17 protein-coding genes are annotated in these 19426 nt (G+C 56.0%); 3 read left to right on the top strand and 14 right to left on the bottom strand.

The window, feature by feature from the left end; translation table 11 throughout:
• The first annotated feature begins 26 nt into the window (after positions 1-26).
• From pyrR to IPH75_13855, 3 genes are read left to right on the top strand one after another with little or no spacing between them, the layout of a single operon-like run.
• Positions 27-647, top strand: a complete 621-nt coding sequence (gene pyrR / locus IPH75_13865) for a bifunctional pyr operon transcriptional regulator/uracil phosphoribosyltransferase PyrR (GenBank protein ID MBK7143156.1) — start codon at positions 27-29, stop codon at positions 645-647.
• Positions 644-1585 carry an aspartate carbamoyltransferase catalytic subunit gene (locus IPH75_13860; protein MBK7143155.1) on the top strand — a complete coding sequence of 314 codons (942 nt, stop codon included), beginning with the start codon at positions 644-646 and terminating at the stop codon, positions 1583-1585. The genes pyrR and IPH75_13860 overlap by 4 nt, the downstream gene beginning before the upstream one ends.
• Positions 1515-2894, top strand: a complete 1380-nt coding sequence (locus tag IPH75_13855) for a dihydroorotase (GenBank protein MBK7143154.1) — start codon at positions 1515-1517, stop codon at positions 2892-2894. The genes IPH75_13860 and IPH75_13855 overlap by 71 nt, the downstream gene beginning before the upstream one ends.
• Positions 2895-3126: 232 nt before the next feature.
• Here IPH75_13855 and IPH75_13850 read toward each other — a convergent pair whose 3' ends face one another.
• The 14 genes from IPH75_13850 to IPH75_13785 form a co-directional block, all read right to left on the bottom strand.
• Positions 3127-3495 (bottom strand): hypothetical protein, encoded by a 369-nt coding sequence (locus tag IPH75_13850; GenBank protein ID MBK7143153.1) that lies wholly within the window; start codon positions 3493-3495, stop codon positions 3127-3129.
• A gap of 19 nt (positions 3496-3514) precedes the next feature.
• Positions 3515-5182: a S8 family serine peptidase gene (locus IPH75_13845; protein ID MBK7143152.1), complete on the bottom strand. Its 1668-nt coding sequence runs from the start codon at positions 5180-5182 to the stop codon at positions 3515-3517.
• A 320-nt stretch (positions 5183-5502) separates the two neighbouring features.
• A complete protein-coding gene (locus IPH75_13840; GenBank protein MBK7143151.1) occupies positions 5503-5751 on the bottom strand; it encodes a hypothetical protein in 249 nt (82 codons plus the stop codon).
• Positions 5752-5838: 87 nt separating this feature from the next.
• The gene (locus IPH75_13835) at positions 5839-6123 is read right to left on the bottom strand and encodes a hypothetical protein (protein ID MBK7143150.1); all 285 of its coding nucleotides are present in this window, start codon (positions 6121-6123) and stop codon (positions 5839-5841) included.
• Between the two features lie 550 nt (positions 6124-6673).
• A complete protein-coding gene (gene ftsZ / locus IPH75_13830) occupies positions 6674-8110 on the bottom strand; it encodes a cell division protein FtsZ (protein ID MBK7143149.1) in 1437 nt (478 codons plus the stop codon).
• 38 nt (positions 8111-8148) lie between these two features.
• Positions 8149-9372 carry a cell division protein FtsA gene (ftsA, locus tag IPH75_13825; protein MBK7143148.1) on the bottom strand — a complete coding sequence of 408 codons (1224 nt, stop codon included), beginning with the start codon at positions 9370-9372 and terminating at the stop codon, positions 8149-8151.
• On the bottom strand, positions 9365-10402 hold the full coding sequence (locus tag IPH75_13820) for a hypothetical protein (protein ID MBK7143147.1): 1038 nt from the start codon (positions 10400-10402) through the stop codon (positions 9365-9367). The genes ftsA and IPH75_13820 overlap by 8 nt, the downstream gene beginning before the upstream one ends.
• 26 nt (positions 10403-10428) lie before the next feature.
• Positions 10429-11805: a UDP-N-acetylmuramate--L-alanine ligase gene (locus IPH75_13815; protein ID MBK7143146.1), complete on the bottom strand. Its 1377-nt coding sequence runs from the start codon at positions 11803-11805 to the stop codon at positions 10429-10431.
• A gap of 22 nt (positions 11806-11827) precedes the next feature.
• Positions 11828-12997 carry an undecaprenyldiphospho-muramoylpentapeptide beta-N-acetylglucosaminyltransferase gene (murG, locus tag IPH75_13810; GenBank protein ID MBK7143145.1) on the bottom strand — a complete coding sequence of 390 codons (1170 nt, stop codon included), beginning with the start codon at positions 12995-12997 and terminating at the stop codon, positions 11828-11830.
• Positions 12994-14094 carry a putative lipid II flippase FtsW gene (gene ftsW, locus IPH75_13805; GenBank protein ID MBK7143144.1) on the bottom strand — a complete coding sequence of 367 codons (1101 nt, stop codon included), beginning with the start codon at positions 14092-14094 and terminating at the stop codon, positions 12994-12996. The genes murG and ftsW overlap by 4 nt, the downstream gene beginning before the upstream one ends.
• Complete coding sequence (gene murD / locus IPH75_13800) at positions 14075-15466, bottom strand: UDP-N-acetylmuramoyl-L-alanine--D-glutamate ligase (GenBank protein ID MBK7143143.1); 1392 nt, start codon at positions 15464-15466, stop codon at positions 14075-14077. Before murD ends, ftsW begins: the two co-directional genes overlap by 20 nt.
• The gene (locus IPH75_13795) at positions 15463-16551 is read right to left on the bottom strand and encodes a phospho-N-acetylmuramoyl-pentapeptide-transferase (GenBank protein MBK7143142.1); all 1089 of its coding nucleotides are present in this window, start codon (positions 16549-16551) and stop codon (positions 15463-15465) included. The genes murD and IPH75_13795 overlap by 4 nt, the downstream gene beginning before the upstream one ends.
• Positions 16551-17942 (bottom strand): UDP-N-acetylmuramoyl-tripeptide--D-alanyl-D-alanine ligase, encoded by a 1392-nt coding sequence (locus tag IPH75_13790; GenBank protein ID MBK7143141.1) that lies wholly within the window; start codon positions 17940-17942, stop codon positions 16551-16553. The genes IPH75_13795 and IPH75_13790 overlap by 1 nt, the downstream gene beginning before the upstream one ends.
• Positions 17939-19426, bottom strand: coding sequence for a UDP-N-acetylmuramoyl-L-alanyl-D-glutamate--2,6-diaminopimelate ligase (locus IPH75_13785; GenBank protein ID MBK7143140.1), 1488 nt, complete (start codon positions 19424-19426; stop codon positions 17939-17941). The genes IPH75_13790 and IPH75_13785 overlap by 4 nt, the downstream gene beginning before the upstream one ends.

The raw sequence follows: 19426 nt of genomic DNA, 5'->3' as shown, positions 1-19426 counted from the left end.
CCTGCGAGGTCACAAAAGGAATCCGAATGCCCCTGTCAGATAAGTCTGATCTGCTGCTGGATGATACCAAGATCCAGCGGGCCCTCTCCCGTATTGCGCACGAGATCCTCGAGCACAATTCCGGCGCCGAGTCGCTCGCGATCATTGGCATCCTCACCCGCGGCGCGTTTCTCGCCAAACGGATCGCCGCCACTCTTGAAAAACTCGAAGGCGTCAAAGTCCCGGTCGGCCTCATGGATATCAGCCTCTACCGCGACGATGTCCGCTCCAAACATGACCAGCCGATCGTCCAGCGCACCGATATCCTCTTCGATGTCGCCGGACGGAATATCATCCTCGTCGATGATGTTCTCTTCACCGGCCGGACTATCCGCGCCGCGCTCGACCAGATCATCGATTTCGGCCGCCCGAAAACGATCCAGCTCGCCGTCCTCGTCGACCGCGGCCATCGCGAGCTCCCTATCAAGGCGGATTATGTCGGCATCAATATCCCGACCGCCAAATCCGACCAGGTCGTGCTCGAAGTGAAAGAAAAAGAAGGCTCCGACCGCGTCTATATCGTGAAAAACCACGACAAAGCCGCGAAACCCGCCAAGCCTGCCAAAGCCACCAAATCACCCGCTGGAAAGAAAGGGAAAAGCAAATGAGCCAGCTCTCCTCCCGACATCTTTTACAGCTCGAGGGCGCGCCGAAATCCGATATCGACCTGATCCTCGATACCGCCGAATCGTTCCGCGAGGTCCTCGACCGCGAAGTAAAGAAACTTCCCACTCTGCGCGGTATCACAGTGCTCAATCTCTTTTATGAGCCCTCCACTCGCACGCGCATCTCATTCGAGCTTGCCGAAAAGCGTCTCTCCGCCGACACGGTCAGCTTCTCACCCTCCACCTCATCGGTGAAAAAGGGTGAATCGCTGCGCGACACGGTGCAGAATATCGAAGCGATGAAGATCGACATGGTGGTGGTCCGCCACGCCTCCGTCGGCGCTCCGTACTATCTCACGCAGTGCATGGAAGCCAACATCATCAATGCCGGCGATGGCACCCATGAGCATCCGACTCAGGGACTGCTCGATATGTTCACTATCCGCCGGAAATACGGCAAGCTCAAAGGGCTGCGCGTAGTGCTCGTCGGCGATGTCAAACATTCCCGCGTCACTCGCTCCAATATCTGGGGACTCAAAACGATGGGCGCCTCGGTTGCGGTCTGCGGTCCGCAGACGCTGCTGCCGGTCGATGTCGAAAAGTTCGGCGTCGATGTCTACACCGATCTGAACGAAGCGCTCGATGGCGCCGATGTCGTCAATATCATGCGCATCCAGTTGGAACGGCAGCAGGCCGGCCTCTTCCCGTCCCAGCGCGAATACACCAATCTCTTTGGTCTGACCAAAGAGCGACTCAAACGACTCAACAAAAACTACACCATTATGCACCCCGGCCCGATGAATCGCGGCGTGGAGATCACTAGCGAGGTCGCCGACAGCGATCGCTCGGTCATCCTGGAACAGGTCACCAATGGTCAGGCGGTCCGCATGGCAGTTCTCTATCTGCTCTCCGGTCGCAAAGAAGAGGGCGGTGCAGCATGAGCAGCAAAAATTCGATTTTGTCATCACCGGCGGACGCGTCCTCGACCCGGAAATGGGATTCGGCAACGAAGGGCACGTTTTCATCAAAGACGGCCTCATCTCCTCAGTCGAGAAGGACTCCGCCGAGACCCAGCGGGCTATCAAAGCCGCCGACAAGTCGCAGGTTATCGATGCCAAGGGGAAACTGGTTGTCCCCGGACTGATCGATATCCATGTCCACCTGCGCGAGCCTGGTCGCGAAGATGAAGAGACGATCGAGTCCGGCTGCATGGCCGCGGCCGCGGGTGGATATACCGGCATCTGCTGTATGCCGAACACCACGCCCCGCATCGACAATCAGGAGACCGTCAAATTCGTGCAGGATCGCGCGAAGAATGCTTCTGCGCGAGTGTATGTCGCTGGTGCGATCACCAAGAATATCGATGGCAAGGAACTCTCTGAGATCGGTGATCTGGTCAAGATGGGTTGTGTGGCGATCACCGATGACGGCCACTACGTGCAGAACCCGGATATCATGCGCCGCGCCCTTGAATATTCCAAAATGTTCAATCTGGTGGTGATGCAGCATGCCGAGGATCAGTACCTCGTCGGCCCTGGCGTGATGAATGAGTCTTTCGAATCAACGCGCCTCGGTCTGCGCGGCTCTCCCGCTGTTGCCGAAGAGATCGCGGTGTTGCGCGATATCGCCCTCTGCCGCCTCACCGGCGCACGATTGCATATCCAGCATATCTCGACTCGCCGCGCTATCGATGCTATCCGTCAGGCCAAGCGCGAGGGCGTGAATGTCACCACTGAGGCCTGCCCGCATCATTTTGCGCTCAATGATACCGAGATCGGCAAAGCGTACAACACCAACCTGAAAGTCAATCCGCCGATTCGTACCGAAGATGACCGCATGGCCGTCATCGAGGGTCTGGTCGATGGGACTATCGACTGTATCGCCTCCGACCATGCCCCGCACTCTGCCGAAGAGAAGGATTGCGAGTATGACCAGGCGCCATCAGGGATGATCGGCCTTGAGACGACTCTTGGGCTGGTGAAAACCTGTCTGATCGATAAAGGGTATCTCGACTGGACCGATGCGATCAGAAAGATGTCGGCCAATCCTGCGCGCATATTCGGCCTGCAGGGTGGGACACTGAAGAAAGGCGCGGTGGCGGATATTACGATCATTGATCCGGAGAAGAAGTGGACGGTGAAGGGAGACAAGTTCCTCTCGAAATCGAACAACTCTCCGTTTATCGGTTGGAAGCTGTCGGGTCAGACATTCAAGACGATCCTCGGCGGCAAGATCGTCTTCGAGCAGTAGCAGGACTTTACCGCCTCATGCCAGCGAAAGCTGGCATCCTAATCTCGAATGCTACTGACACTTTGAGCGGCAGACGTCCCCGTCTGCCGTTTGCTTTCCACCGTCATTGCGATCCCATTCGCTCGTCGCCTTGAGCGCAGTCGAAGGGTGACGAGTTGCTGGGCGAAGCAAGCTACTTCATTACAACGTGACCTCGCTATTCATCGCACCTCATCCGCAAGATCGTCTCCGATCAACCTCCTGAAGGAGAGGTAATTGTCACAGTTATATCGACACCAATCTCACATTCTGCATTTGAAAGATGAGGCAAAAAGTTCTTTTGGTTATACAAATACAGGTAATTCTCCAGTGTAAACGCAAGGCGGTATTTCCCTGGCGGTAGGAACGGTGCATATTGATTACTCCCGGATCCACTATTGGCCGTTAAGAAGAGAGCGCCGTTTCCAGGCGGCTGTGTAGCGTCCTCAATGGAGTATTCGAGAACGTTATAGACGAAGGACTGTCGGGGGAAAGTGAATTTGGGGGCATAAGCAACGACATTCATAGTGGCTTGCAAATCTACCTGCATCCAATTCCCCTTGATTTCAAAGAGGATCACCACGGTTTCTTTTGTACTGACTTCACCCTGTTGATCGCCAAGTACTTGGTTTGGCGGATCCAGAATGATTTGAGTAAAAAGAATGAGACAAGACTGCTGAGGACCCATTATCAGTTGCAGTCCCGTCGGTCTGATAATTTGCGTCGAGCATCAGGTTGCAGGTCGCACCTTCATCCGTTGTGCATGGCCCGGCTTGGGAGGCAAACGCGTTTTCACTGTGACCAATGAGTGGAAGCTGAACAACATCCTCGTTGTCTATTCGGTCGCAAATGACTACAGTACCATCCCACTCTTGAACGAAATGAGAGTACTTGTAAGATAAATTCCAATCGGTTATCGTCACTGTCGCCTCCGCTACCACACTCGGCGCAATAGTCAGCGAATCAACCAACACATCATTCAAGAACGCCTCCACGTGAATTTCGACTTCTTGCTGTGTTCCGTCGGCGCTTATTTCAGTGGTGAATTCACCATTGTTGTCGGTCGTTCCTTCGGGTATCGACGCAACGCCATCCAGTACGTCGACAGTGATGGTAACTCCAGGAGCGTTGAGTGTTACATCCGCCGATGGCTTGCGCACTAACTTGACTGTCAGCAGTTCCGGCTGTCCAGTGTGTATTTCATTCGCTATGTTGAGTTGAAGTTCGAACTCCCCAAGGCACGGCAGACAGAGTTCCGTCCGCTTCTGTTCGTCGCCGCTGTAGAGCGGCGAATAGGCATAGTAGCAGAGAATATCCAGATCAGAAAGTTCGGTCTCATTGTACTTGATGTTCTGCCTTTCAATTGTCTGGGCCACTTCAAGCGCATAATAGGGCGGCGAATTGACATCCAGATCGAATCTCTGGGTTTCGTAATCGATCCACAGCGAATCGATCGTGGTAATACCATTGCCGTTCAAGTCATAGCGGGAGTTATCGTAAGTCCTGCCGGTCTGATTCTCACGAGCCTCCTGGATCGCCCTGAACTGGTCGAAATACAATTGCAAATCGTTCTCATCGAACGATCGATTGCTTCCAGGAACCGGAGTTGTCCCGGCAACATCAAAAAGCTCACGGCGAATTGGACTATCCGCCAGACTGTGATCCAGCGACGTCACGCACTGATAAGCATCGACCCGACCCGGGATCATCGGATCAGTTTCATGGAAGTTGTTAATGATGGTCGATATGACCTCACTCACCGTTAGTTCCGGTCTGAGATTCCAGAGGTAGGCGGCCAATCCCGTGACCTGGGGTGTCGCCATCGACGTACCGCTGTATTTCGCACGCAACTCACCAGTCTCCACCTGACACCCGGCATCGCCGCCGGCTATCTCCGCCACTGCGCAGACATTGTAGATATCGTCTCCGAGAACCCGCACATCTGACGGTTCACATGATTCCGGCGCTTTGGCACCAGCATAATCACTGTTCCCCACAACGACGACATTGGTCAGAGGACTCTGCGCCGACGGAGTACTGGCGTAAACCTGCTGCGCGTACAGTACCAGATTGGCCACTTCTGCCACCGTGTGATCGCCTATGGGTGCCATCTCCTGTGGGGTCGCGAAGTGAGATGCCATCGTGAACGGTGAGTTCCAATGGGAGAACCGCGTATCGTCGGATTGTTGCCCCCTGTTCCCCGCCGACGTACAATGAAGAAATCGATCCTGGTGCGGCGCCGCAATATGCTCGCCAGTAGATCGCATCATACGCGCGCTGTAGTTTTGAAAATTCGCTAATCGTCGAATTATATCCCAGTGAGGTGTTGACCAGGAATCGCCCTGTGGTCGGAAGCTGGTCCCGCAGGTTGTCTATGACTTCACGAAACAACTGCCCTCCCACCGACAAGGACTGAAGATCAAGCAGGACCGCATTCCCTGGATGGGCACCGGTCCCCTGGTCACCATCCAGCGAGGCAGCCAGAATTCCGCACACATGGAAACCATGATTCCCCGGAATACTCCCGCTCGACAACGGTGTGTTCTCATACGTTCCCGATGTCGACAGGAACCTCTGCGCGGGTATATCGCTATGCCTGTTCGGTGAGGCATACTTGTCTGCCACCAGCACCGTCACTTGTTCGCCCAGCCGCTCCGCCAAACCTCTGGCGTTCCATGCCGCCGGCATCTTGATGCGTGTCAAATACTCCCACGTCGTATAGTCCGTGCCGGGTGCGAGGATATCCTCCACCATCAGCCCTGCCGCGTTCCGGGAATACCGCCAAAAACGCTCCTGTCGCCATCAGTCGTGCCGCTACTGAGTTCGCTTCGCGTCTCATCAGACCACTTCCGGAATTCGCAACGCCAGATCAACTTCCCTGGGATTGGCAAATGTCACCACCGCCTGTTCGAGTGCAGCGCCGCGTTTAGTTCCCCCAGGGTCGCCTCTGGATGCAGCTCGCGCTCAACCGCGTCCGCATAAATCCATCATCATCCATCTGATCCTGCGGTGCGGGATGACAAGGGATGTCCGGCAGGACTTTTGCGGCTGTATCCGACGAGTTCCCAGGGATCTGGGAAATCCCACCGGTGTCGAGCACCACCGGATTATCCGGCGGTTTTGGCGAAACTGGATTCTTGTCGGATGAACAGGCCAGAAGAATGATGAAGGCAATCAGGGTCGCACCTATGCCCGGACGTAATGACTTCATGACGTTTCGCCTATGTTTATTGGTTGTGTTCGTCTGAGAATTCGGCCGCGAACCGTAAGGTATAATATACCTATTGAGTCCAATTTGTCAATTCCCTCGCCCGCCCACCGTAAAGACACGCAGTCATGGCTTTCTGATAGATGGCGCTGATGGGCAAAAACAAACCGCCGGGGGGAGCGACCCGGCGGTATTCGACACATCTACTATCCTATAGCACAAGGAGGGAGGAGTTGTCACCCAGCTCAGTAAGAGCTGTGTATCCGGCTGTTAGCCCGGATACTCCCCCTTCTACCGCAACCCGCTTGCCCAGCCCACCATAAAAATATCTTGCTTATCCCCAACAACTTAGCCGGGTGGGTAAAATCTCCCGTTGTAAAACCCGCACAATAGTGTAGACTGCCGCCAATAGGGCGACCCGTTCGCCCACAAATAATAAAGCCGTCGGTAGGGTAGTTGAACCGACGGCTTGTGGAGGAACCAAAATACAGTAGCAGTTACGCTACGAGTTGATCAGGGTGGATCAACATTTTTATGTCGTGCTATCTCGGCGTTAGCGCTGACCTCTCAGTCTGCGTAAATACGCCGGGATAGTCCGGTCATCTTCACTGAAGTTCGGCACACGATACTTGTTCGAATGTCCATTTCCATTGGCATGGCCATTTCCATTTCCGTTTCCATGACCATTCCCGTTGCCTGATTCCGGCGTGTATTCCGGCACCGATGGTGACACCGTCGCCATCTCTTCTTCCACTTCCTCAACCGGCCCGGTCACACCTTCATCCGCAAACGGCGCGTAATAATTCGGCGCGTCGAACACCGGCTGTGCAGGCGGAGCCATCGGCGCTTTCGGCGCGGGCGGCACAACTGGCGCCGGCGGAGCAACCTGCTCTATCGGCTGATTCACCGTCGGCTGCGTAAACAACGACATCTCTTCGGCCGGTACAGCCTGGGCCACCGGACGAACCGGCTCCGGCTTTTTCTCTTCGACCAGAACCGGCTTCGCTTTCGGCATCTCTTCGCCAAGTCCGGTCGCGATCACCGTCACCTGCATTTCATCATTCATCGTCGGATCGATCACCGCCCCGAAGATGATATTCGCACTGTCGCCCGCTTCTTCGTAGATGAGCGAGGTCGCCGTATTGACATCAAACAGCGTCATATCTTCGCCGCCGGTCACATTGATGAGCACGCCGCGCGCGCCTCTGATCGATACATCACCCAACAACGGCGATGAGATCGCCTCGCGGGCCGCTTCACTTGCTTTATCCTCTCCCTTGCCCGAACCGGTCCCCATCAACGCATCACCCATCTCACGCATCACTGTGCGGACATCGGCAAAATCGCAGTTGATCAATCCGGGGATCGTGATCAGGTCCGATATCCCTTTGGTCGCCTGGTGCAACACTTCATCGGCGGTCGCAAAGGCATCCGACAACGTCGTCTTTTTGTCGACGATCGACAGCAGCCGCTCATTCGGGATCGTGATCAGCGTATCAACTTTGCTTTTCAACTCCGCCAATCCGGACTCAGCGCGGTTCATCCGCTGCTTTCCTTCGAACCGGAACGGCGTCGTGACGATAGCTACCGTCAATGCACCCGACAGCTTGGCCAATTCAGCCACAGCCGGAGCGGCGCCGGTTCCGGTGCCACCACCCATACCGGCGGTGATGAAGACCAGGTTCGGCGTGCCGATCTCGCGCATCACCTCGGCGCGCGACTCTTCCACCGCTTTCCGGCCGACATCCGGATTCGCTCCGGCGCCAAGACCGTTCGTGATCTCGCGACCGATCTGAATTTTCTTCTCGGACATGCTCTGATCCAGCACCTGCGCATCGGTATTGATGGCGATGAATTCCACGCCGCGCAGATTGTTCTGGATCATCCGATTGATCGCATTCCCGCCGCCGCCTCCCACACCGACGACCTTGATGTTGGCGTAGCCGACATAATCGGCCGCCAGGTTGAACTGATGTTTGCTCTCCAGCATGATTGGTTCCTCTCTAGCGCTTAACCTGTTCCTGTTTCCTAAAACTGTTTCGTGATCCAGCCCTCGATCCGCTTCCACCACCCTTTGACGGCGCCGCTCGAGGTTGCTGCATTCGCTTCGTTCGCAAATCCGTACAACAAGAGTCCGTGCGCCGTCGCAAAACGGACTGAATTCAGTTCGTCGGGTACATGCGTCAGCCCTTTGACCTGCCCAAGTCGGACCGGCACATCAAACAACTGCTCCGCCAATTCAACCGTCCCCGGCAACATCGACCCGCCCCCGGTCAACACCATCCCCGCCGCGATATTGTCACTCCGCCCGATCTTCTTCAGTTCGCGCGCGATCAGCGAAAGGATCTCTTCCATCCGCGGCTCAACGATCGAGGCCAGCACATTGCGCGAGATATCCCGGCTCGCTCTCCCCCCCACTCCCGTCACATTCACCATCTCTTCCGGATCGACCATCGAGGCCAGCGCCGCGCCATAGCCGATCTTCAGCTCTTCCGCCTGATCGAGCGTCGTCCGCAATCCGATCGCGATATCGTTCGTCACATTCCGTGACCCCAGCGGTATCGCCGCCGTACTCCGGATCGCCCCATCATAAAAGAGCGCCATATTCGTGATATCCCCGCCGATATCTATTATCACTGCCCCGGTGTTCATTTCACGCGGTGTCAGATGGATATTCGCCAATCCGAGCGACTCCAGCACGATATGGTCGATTCCCAGGCGGCAACGCTCCAGTGCGCGATAGATATTCCGCGCCGTCGTCACCGAGGCAGTCACGATATGCGCTTCCACTTCGAGCCGCACTCCTGACATCCCCGTCGGATCTTTCACGCCATTCTGGTCATCCACGGAAAATTCCTGCGGAATGACATGGATGATCTCGCGATCAGCCGGTATCGCCACCGTTCGCGCCGCTTCAATTGCCTTTTGCACATCCGCCGGCGTTACTTCTTTATCCGAGCGGCTCACCGCCACCACACCATGGCTGTTGATCGACCGCACATGTTCTCCGGCGATCCCGACCGTCACCCGATCGATCACCGTTCCGGATACCATCTGCGCATCTTCAACCGCTTTCTGGATCGAGCGCACGGTCTTGTCCATGTCCACCACGACACCACGGCGAAGTCCCTCTGCCGGTGAGATTCCATGGCCGATCACATAGATGCCGCCACGCTCATCCATCTCGCCAACCAGAGCGACCACTTTGGTCGTCCCGATATCCAGCGCCGCTATGATCTGTTCATCAGCCACGCTTGGCGCCTTTCGTTGTGGTTTTGCCCGATGTGCTCTTTTTCGTCGTGCCACTCTTGGAGCTGGTCGTTTTCCCCTTCGCTCCTGTAGAACTCTTCTTCTTATTCGTGACAGCCGGACTCTTTTTGCCGGTCGACTTTTTCTTGGAGACCGCCGATGCAGTCGACTTTGCGGCCGGCTTTTTCGCCGGTGTTACCGCCGCCTGCCGTTTATTGACTATCTCATTGCTGATCGAGGCCTGCAGCATATCCGCATCATCGATGATCGCCGCTTTGTCATTCACTTCAGAGGTATCGATCACCGGCTTTTCCTTCGGCTCGGTATACCCCTGCCGAATGATCATATCGGTGTACGTCAGGTCGAACGAGGTGACGCTGTCCGTCTCAGGACGAAACGTCATCATGAACTGATCGAAGCCGATATACTTTTCGGCAAACTCTTCCGACTGAAGTTTCAACCGGTACGGCTTGTTCGCCAGAACCAGTGTCGCATATTCAGTGCGGCTCAGATCGATCTCTTCTATCTCGCGATACAGCCGCGGCTCGGTCTCTTTCAGCCGACGCATCTGATTCAGGATCTGCATCACGCGCCCATCGGGCGGATACTCATGTAATCGCTTTACCGCCACACCGGTGAAAAGCGGAGCGTTCCAGTCGATCCCCTGCAATTCACACGGCACCACGCGACCGGATTCCTCAACGCCATAGATGATCCCCGTCTTGCTGTCCAATAGATAGCAGACCGGTTCAAGCTCATTGGTGGTGATGCGTATCGAATTGGGAAGCTTGTAGTCGATATCTACCTTGGTGATCCCGCGACGCGTCATCAATGCATCCGCCAGGCTATCCACCGGCTGGAAGACGATCGGCTTGGTCGCCAACAGCCCGAGATCCTCGACCCGACGTACCTTCTCGCCGTTGATCGTCACCGCGTTGAGTCGACAAATATCCGTGTACTGCACCAGCGCGACTGCCGATGCACCGCAGACGATTATCATTCCCAACAAAACACGGATCTCTTTACTGAACATGACGAGCTTCCCTGCTCACGACTCTCTTAGAGAGCCTTGATCTTCTCCACGATCAGATGTTTGATATGCGTGATCGAACCGGCGCCGATCGTAATGATCACATCTCCCTGTTGCGCCATCTTCACCACCGCGTCCAGCGCGTTCTCTTTGACTCCAACACACTGGAACTGTTTCGCGCCGATCTTCTCTGCTTCTTTTCGGATCAACTCTGAGGTAACCCCCGGGACCGGTTGTTCGCGCGCCGGATAGATATCCGTCAGGATCACCTGGTCCGCCAGCGCCAATGCCTGCGCGAACTCCGATGCAAACTGCTGCGTACGGCTGAACAGATGCGGCTGGAAAATGGCTATGATCCGACGGTCCGGATAGACATCTTTCGCCGCGCTCAATGTCGCCTTGATCTCTGTCGGATGATGCGCGTAATCATCGATCACCAGTATCCGATTCACCTCGGCTATCTGCTCGAATCGACGACCCACTCCGCGGAAATCCCGCAGTGCATCGGCTATCGGCGCAAACGGCACATCCAGCTCGCGACAGGCCGCTATCGAGGCCAGCGCATTCGCGACATTATGTCTCCCTGGCACCCGAAGGATGATATCCCCCAGCAGATCCTGCTTGTGATAAACCGAGAACATTGTCCGACTCGGCTCCAGCGTGATATTCACCGCGCGATAATCTGCGTCATTGCTAAATCCAAACGTCGCGTACGGACGGCTGATCTTGCCGCGGAACGACTGAATATTCGGATCATCCGCCGAAATGATCGCCGAGCCGTAAAACGGAACGCGGTTGATATACGTCAGGAATGACCCAAGCAGATCCTCCATCCCGTTGTAGCACTCGAGATGATCCGGTTCGACATTCAGCACCACCGCCATACTCGGGAACATTGCGAGAAACGACTTGTCATATTCATCCGCCTCAGCCACCAGGTAATCACCGGTACCAAGCGCCGCGCCGGTCCCCAGTTCTGCTACCACACCGCCGACGATCAGCGTCGGCATCAGGTTGGCATGCTGCAATATCCGGCCGATCATCGAAGTCGTCGTTGTTTTGCCGTGCGTCCCCGCGACGCCGATAGAAAACTTCAGCCGCATCAATTCGCCGAGCATTTCGGCTCGTTTGATCACCGGGATCCCGCGACGCCGCGCTTCCTGCACTTCCGGATTATTCGGGTTGATCGCCGATGAGATAACCACCACATCGATCCCCTCGACATTCTCGGCGACATGCGAGTTCTGGATCGTTATCCCGAGCTTCGCCAGATATTCGGTCATCTCGCTCGGATTACTGTCCGAGCCGCTCACCTGGTACCCCAGGTTGACCAATATCTCCGCGATGCCGGACATCCCCGCGCCGCCTATTCCGACGAAATGCAGTTTCTTGAATCGACCAAACATTACTTTATCACTCTGAAACCGGTTAACGGCCTTTGTTGTCAATTGCTCTATGGTCACTCACCGCTCCCGGCTGCATCGCCATGGTTACGAGGTTCACAATATCATTCGCAATTATGTCGACTGCCGGACTTCTCTTCTCATTCGCCTGCCGCATCGCCGTGCGCATCTGCGCCGCTTTGCCGGAACTGATCAGCGCGACCGCTTCACTCAACGGATCGTGCCCCGCCAGTTCATTCTCATCGATCACCGTGGCATACCCCTGACGCGCAAACTCCTCTGCGTTCTTCCGCTGGTGATCTCCCGCCGCATGCGGATACGGGATCAAGACCGATGGTATCGCGCACGCTTCTATCTCTGCCAGCGTGATCGCCCCGGCGCGCGCGATCGCCACATCCGCCGCCGCGTACACCAACTCCATGCGTGATTCAAACGGGAAGAGGGCGTGACTTTTCGCCTTTGCACCCGCAGCCGCGGATACCTCCGTGTAATCCCTCTTGCCCGTCTGCCACAGCAACTGATACCCATCAGGCAGAACCGACTTCTGCAATCCCTGCAGCACCGCCTGATTCACACTCCGCGCCCCCTGACTTCCACCGATCACCAAAATCGTTTTCTTGTTCGGATCAAGCCCGAACGCCTTCATCGCTTCCGCGCGATCCCCCTTGGAGATATTCGCGCGCACCGGATTCCCGGTCACGATCATCTCTCCACTCGTCTTGAGCATCTCCGATGCTTTACCGAATCCGAGATATATCCGTGTTGCTTTCGGCGCCAACTGACGCGTCGTCACGCCCGGAAATGAATTCTGCTCCTGCAACACTGTCGTGATCTTCTGACCGCTCGCCGCTCTCAGCACCGGCCATGAAACATATCCGCCGGTCCCCACCACCACATGCGGCGCAAACTTTTTCACCAGCGCATTCGCCTTGAACATCGCGCTGACTATCAAAAACGGCACCGCCAGATTCGAGAACGTAAATGAACGCGCTATCCCCCGGATATTTATCAGATGTAACGGATAGCCCAGCGTCTCACGCACCCGGTACTCGATCCCGCGCTTCGTCCCGACAAAGATGATCTCCACCGGCATTTTCGATGACAGCATCTCTTTCATCCGATCCGCGATCGCGATCGCCGGATACAAGTGCCCCCCCGTGCCGCCGCCGGCAAAGATCAGCCGCGCAGTGGTCATGCTCTCACCACCCGTCGCGACAGATTCAAAAGCACAGCTATTCCCAAACTGGAAAACAGCAGCGATGACCCACCGTATGAAATGAACGGCAGCGGAAGCCCCGTCACCGGAATGAGCGCCGTCACCACGCCGATATTAACCGCCATATTGATGAAGAGCGACCAGGTTGTCCCGGCTGCCATCAGATAGCCAAATCGATCCGGCTGTGCCGCCGCGATCTTGAATCCACGCCAGAGGATGAAAAACAGCCCGATCAACAACACCACCAATCCGATGAATCCGATCTCTTCACCCGTGGCGCTGAAAATGAAATCGGTGTGCGGATACGGCAGGAAAAACAGCTTCTGTCTCCCCTCGCCAAGTCCGGTACCAAGCAGCCCCCCCGCGCCAAGTGTCAATGCCGACTGCTTGACCTGATAACTCCCTTGCAACGGATCAACCACCGCCGCGATATGGTCAAGAATTCGCGCTTTCTTGTATCCGATCACAAACACTACAAACGATGCCGTCGCCACCAGCGGAAGCGCCGCCGCCAGGATATGCTTGATTCGAAGTCCCGCCAGGAAAAATATCCCCAGCGCCGTGAAGAACACCAAAATCGTCATTCCCAAATTTGGTTCAAGCAGGATCAATCCTAATCCTGCCCCCAGAAGCGGACCGTAGGGCAACATCAACTGCCGAATCGAATTCAGATCTCGCTTTGGATTCGACAACGAAAACGCCAGATAGTAGATCGTGACAAACTTGAAGAGCTCCGATGGTTGCAACGTCATCGGCCCAAGCATCAGCCAGCGGTGCGCTCCGTTGCGTGCCGGCATGAAAAAAACCAACGCCAACAGGATAAACGTGACAAACAATGCTGGCACTGAAAGCGCCGCCCATCTCTGCAGATCGATCCGGAATATCGCGAACATCATCAACAGCGACACCACCATCCAGACCGCCTGCTGCTTGAGGAAATGGAAATGCGAGCCGAACCGGCCATCTGCCATGATCGATGACGTCGAATAGACCATGATCAGGCCAAACGCCACTATCCCCAGATAGAGAAACAGCAACGTCTCGTCAAAACGAGGTTTAGCGACCGACTGACTCACTCTTCTTCTTTCCATTTCTGAGCGATGCGACCGTCTCCTTGAAGACGCGCCCGCGATGTTCAAAATTCTCGAACATATCAAAACTGGAGCACCCCGGTGACAACAGCACGGTCTCCCCCGGATGCGCCATCTCAAATCCTTTGTGTACCGCTTCTTCGAGCGTTGCCGCAAAACTGACCGGGAATGCTTTCCCCAGATCGTTGAATATCTTCTCGCGCGATTCGCCGATCGCGATCACGCCCTGGATCATAGGCTTGCCGACCTCGATGATCGGCGTATACGGCGCCCCTTTGTGCCGCCCACCCATAATGAGATAGGTCGGGGTCCGCATCGAACGGATCGCCACCACCACCGAATCAACATTTGTCGCTTTGGAATCATTGATGAACGTGATTCCCGCCACCACTCCGGCTTTCTCCAGCCGATGTTCCACTCCGGGGAATGACTTTAATGCCTGCGCCATCGCGCTCACTGGAATATCGAGCGTCATCGCCAGCGACACCGCCGCCGCCGCATTCTGCAGATTGTGCGGCCCCTGTATCGTTATCTCATCCGTCGCGATCACTTTAGTCTCGCGCCCTTTGAATCGTATCCAGAGCGCGCCATCTCGCACGAACGTATTCGCCGCGATATCATCTTTGATCGAGAACTGCAGTCTTGTCGCCTGCGTCTGCGCCGGATCGGTCATCAGGATCTCATCATCCCGATTGACAATGAAATAATCTTCCGGCCCCTGATTCTCCGTGATGCGGTACTTCACCCGCTTATATCCATCCATCGAACCATGCCGATCCAGATGATCCGGCGTGATATTCAGGATCACGCACGCTTTCGGTCGAAAATCCGCCACCGTCTCCAACTGGAAACTGGAAACTTCCACCACCGCGACACCATTCGATGGCACCTGATCGGCAATATCCGTAAATGCCACGCCGATATTGCCGCACACATACGTCGGCACACCCGCCGCCTTGAATATCTCGCCCGTCAGTGACGTCGTCGTCGTCTTGCCGTTCGTGCCGGTGATCGCCACGATTTGTCCCGCGCAGAACCACGCGGCAAATTCAAGCTCTGAAAAGATCGGTATGTTGGCCGCGCGTGCTCGCTTGAGCATCTCCATCGTCAACGGCACACCCGGCGAAACGACTATATAGTCGCAGCCGAGCAGCCGGTCGGTATGCCCGCCCACCTCGAACTCGATCCCCGCCTTCTGCAGGCGCGCGATCGGCTCGCTCAACAACTCCGCCCGAGCATTATCTGAGACAAACGGCTTCCCTCCCTTGCGCTTCGCAAGGATCGCCGAGGCCACGCCGGAACGCGCCATCCCGAGAATACCGACTCGTCTTCCTCTGATCTTCTCTTCTAACGTCATCGTATTTTCAACGTCGCGAGCGTCAACAACGCGCACAACGCCCCCATGATCCAGAACCGGATCACCACTTTATTTTCATGCCACCCGGATAATTCGAAATGATGATGGAGCGGCGCCATTTTGAAAACCCGCTTCCCGCCGCGATACCGATAGGACAATACCTGGATGATCACTGAGAGCGCGGTCACCACGAACACGCCTCCTACGATCACCAGCAATAATTCTTTCTTCAGCAGTATTCCGATCGCCCCCAGCGCGCCGCCCAATGCCAGCGAGCCGGTATCCCCCATGAAGACCTGCGCCGGATGCGAATTAAACCACAAGAATCCGAGCGCCGACCCAAGCACCGCGCCGCAAAAGACCGTCAGCTCTCCCGTCCCCGGCAGATAATCGATCTGCAGATAATTCGAATAATCAAGTCGACCCGTTACATACACGATCGCCGTGAACGCCATGAAGCAGATCCCGATCAGACCGATCGCCAACCCATCCAGCCCATCCGCCAGGTTCACCGCATTCGAGGTCCCCGCCAGCACAAAAACGATCCACGGGATATACAGTATCCCCAGATTGAAAACGAAATTCTTGAAAAATGGGATCGAGGTTGTACCGTCGTATCGTCCCTCAGGAGCGAGATACACCAGAGCCAATGCAAAGATCACTCCCAATGCGATCTGCCCGGCAAATTTCTTCCGCGCGACCAATCCCGATTTCTGCTTTTTGATCGCCTTGAAATAATCATCCAGATACCCCAGCCCCCCCAACCAGATCGTCACTAACAAGCACATCAAGACGTAGAAATTAGAGAGGTTCGCCCAGAGAAGCGTCGGCAATATGATACCGGTCAGGATGATGATCCCGCCCATCGTCGGCGTGCCAGCTTTTTTCTTATGACTCTGCGGTCCATCTACGCGGATCTCTTCGCCGATCTGCTTTTTCTGGAGCCACTTGATGAACAAAGGCCCGAATATCAAACAGATCAGCAATGCCGTGATGGTTGCCCCGGCCGTCCGGAACGTGATATAGCGGAACAGATTGAATCCGCTGAAATATTCGGTGAGCGGCACCAGGAAGTAGTAGAACATTAGTGCCCTGCTCCTTCACCGGTAAACTCATTGAAAACCCGCTCCAACCCGATTCCGCGCGACCCCTTGATATACACCAAATCGCCGGACTTGAACATGCCAACCAGCTCTTTTGCGGCAGTCGATGCATCGCCGAAATGCTGTAATCTCTCTTTTGGCGCGCCACCCTCGGCGGCGGACCCGATGATCGACTTCGCCAATGGTCCCACGCCGACCGCCAGATCAAATGGCTGCTGCGCCAGCAATGCCCCGATCTGTCGATGATATTCCTGCGCCTGTGCGCCCAGCTCCAGCATATCTCCGAGAATGATGATCCGGCGTCCGCTTGTCTCCATCGTCGCAAATGATTTCAGCCCAAGCCGCACCGATTCCGGATTCGCATTGTAGCAGTCGACAATAAACGTCACTCCCCGCTGCGTCACCGTCTGACCGCGCATCGGCGCCGTCACAAACTGGATCGCTTCGGTGTCAACCGCGTCAAAACCATATCCCAGCGTCCGTGCCACCGCGTACCCAGTCAGCAAATTGTAAACTTGGTGTTCTCCGAACAGCGGCAACCGGAAGCGGTGTCCTTCGATCGTCACAATCGCCGTTCCATCGGACTGGCGCTGGATCTTCTCCGGCTCGAATGTCGCCGCGTGCGTGATCCCAAACGTGATGTAGTTATCCCGGTACATGCTGATCTCTCTCGTCAGCACCGGATCATCCGCATTGATGATCACCGGTATCTCCGGCGATGAACTGGCCACCATCTCCAGCTTGGCCCGGGCCACCCCTTCGAGTGATCCAAGAAATTCCAGATGGGTCGCGCCGATATTGGTGATCACCGCAAGGTCCGGACGGACGATCTGCGTCAGCTTGGTCATTTCACCAGGCTGCGAGATCCCCATCTCCAGCACCGCCACCCGCGTCTCCTTCGGCATCGCCATGATCGCGAGCGGCATCCCGAACAGATTATTCAAATTCCCTGAAGAGCGGTAGACATCCTTGTCTACGGCGCTCAACAGGGTATAGGTGATCTCTTTCGTTGTCGTTTTCCCGTTCGAACCGGTGATACCGACCACCTTCGCCGAGGTCATATCCCGATACTGCCGCGCCAGCGACATCATCGCTTCATGGCTGTTCGGCACCGCCACGATCGCGACATCACTCGTCAGCGCCGGACCCTGGAATGACAACTCCGTCATCAATCCCGCCGCGCCGCGCTCGATCGCCTGTGCGATAAAATTGTGCCCGTCGACTCGCTCTCCGCGCAACGCAATGAACAACTCGCCCGCCTTGAGCGTGCGGCTGTCAATGGAGACTCCGGCAAATGTCCGTTCTCCACTTCCGGCGGTCTGTAACCTGCCACCGGTCATCTGCGCTAATTGGTCGAATCGCAAACTGATCAACGTCCCTCTGTGGCGACTGCGCCGGTATATCCGAGTTGTTCGAGTGCCCGCTTTGCCTCGGTGGCATCATCGAACTCGTGCTTTACTCCGTTGATTTCCTGGTACCGTTCTGCCCCTTTACCGGCAAGCAGTACCACATCACCCGGACGTGCCTTGGCCAGGATCGCCGCGATCGCCCCGCGACGGTCCGCATGTATTTCGTAATTGTGCCCTTTCAGTCCGGGCTTGATCATCTCGATTATCTCCAGCGGATCTTCCGTGCGCGGATTATCCGAAGTCACCACCACATGATCCGCAAAGGTCGTCGCCGCGGTTCCCATCAGCGGACGTTTCCCCGTGTCGCGATCTCCGCCGCACCCAAACATCAACAGTATTCGCCCGCGCTTCATCACGCCGCGCGAGGCTTCACATAACCGTTCGATCGCATCCGGTGTGTGAGCGTAGTCGACATACACCGCAAACGGCTGACCCATCTCGACATAGTTGAAGCGCCCCGGTATCGGCTCCGCGTCTTCCAACCCCTTCACCACCGTATCCAGGTCGATCCCCGCCGCCAACCCGCCTGCCGCCGCCGCCAGTGCATTCATCAAATTGAACTGCCCCGGCAGTCTGAACGACACCGTCCGCGTCCCCATCGGCGTCACCAGGTCGAATATGGTCTTGTCCGGCTTGATCTCATAATCACCGGCATACACATCCGCTTCTTTATTTCCCAGCGAGTAGGCGATGAATGGTCCGCTCAATTCACCGAACAACTGGTGAAACTCCGGCACATCCAGATTGATCACCGCGTAACTCATCGGCCCCTGAAGCTTCTGCACCAGCATCGCTTTCGCCTGGTAGTAATCTTCCATCGTTCCATGAAAATCGAGATGGTCCCGCGTCAAATTCGTATACACTGCCACCCGATAATTGATATTGTCCACCCGGTGAAGCGCCAGCGCGTGCGACGAGGTCTCTATTACCGCATTCACACAGTTATTCTTCCGCATCAAAAACAGCAACCGCTGCATATCCAGCGACTCCGGCGTCGTCCGATATGCCACAAACTGCTCATCGCCGGTATCGTACAACAACGAGGTCACCAGGCCGACTTTCTTTCCTCGCGCTTCCATGATCTTCTTGATCAGGTTGCAGGTCGTCGTCTTTCCATTGGTGCCGGTCACGCCGCACACTTTGATCCGCATCCCGGGGTAGCCGTAAAAGCGCGCGGATACATCCGCCATCGCCTTCCGGATATCCGGCACCTGCACATGGACCGCGGCCCCTTCGGCCCCTTCTCGCTCTCCCATCACCGCCACCGCGCCGTTCTGCAGTGCCTGCGTCACATAAGTGTACCCGTCTTCCTTGAATCCCTTGACCGCCATGAATAGCGACCCCGGACGGATCTGTCGCGAATCGTACTCGAGATTTTCGATATCTACCTCACCGTTCCCGGTGATGATCGCGCCTTCAACCTCAGCTACCAATTCGTTTAGTTTCAT

This window comes from bacterium (genome assembly GCA_016708025.1).
Taxonomy (GTDB): domain Bacteria; phylum Zixibacteria; class MSB-5A5; order GN15; family FEB-12; genus FEB-12.
Note: the sequence above shows the minus strand (reverse complement) of the source record. Positions and strands in the feature narration are given on the sequence as shown.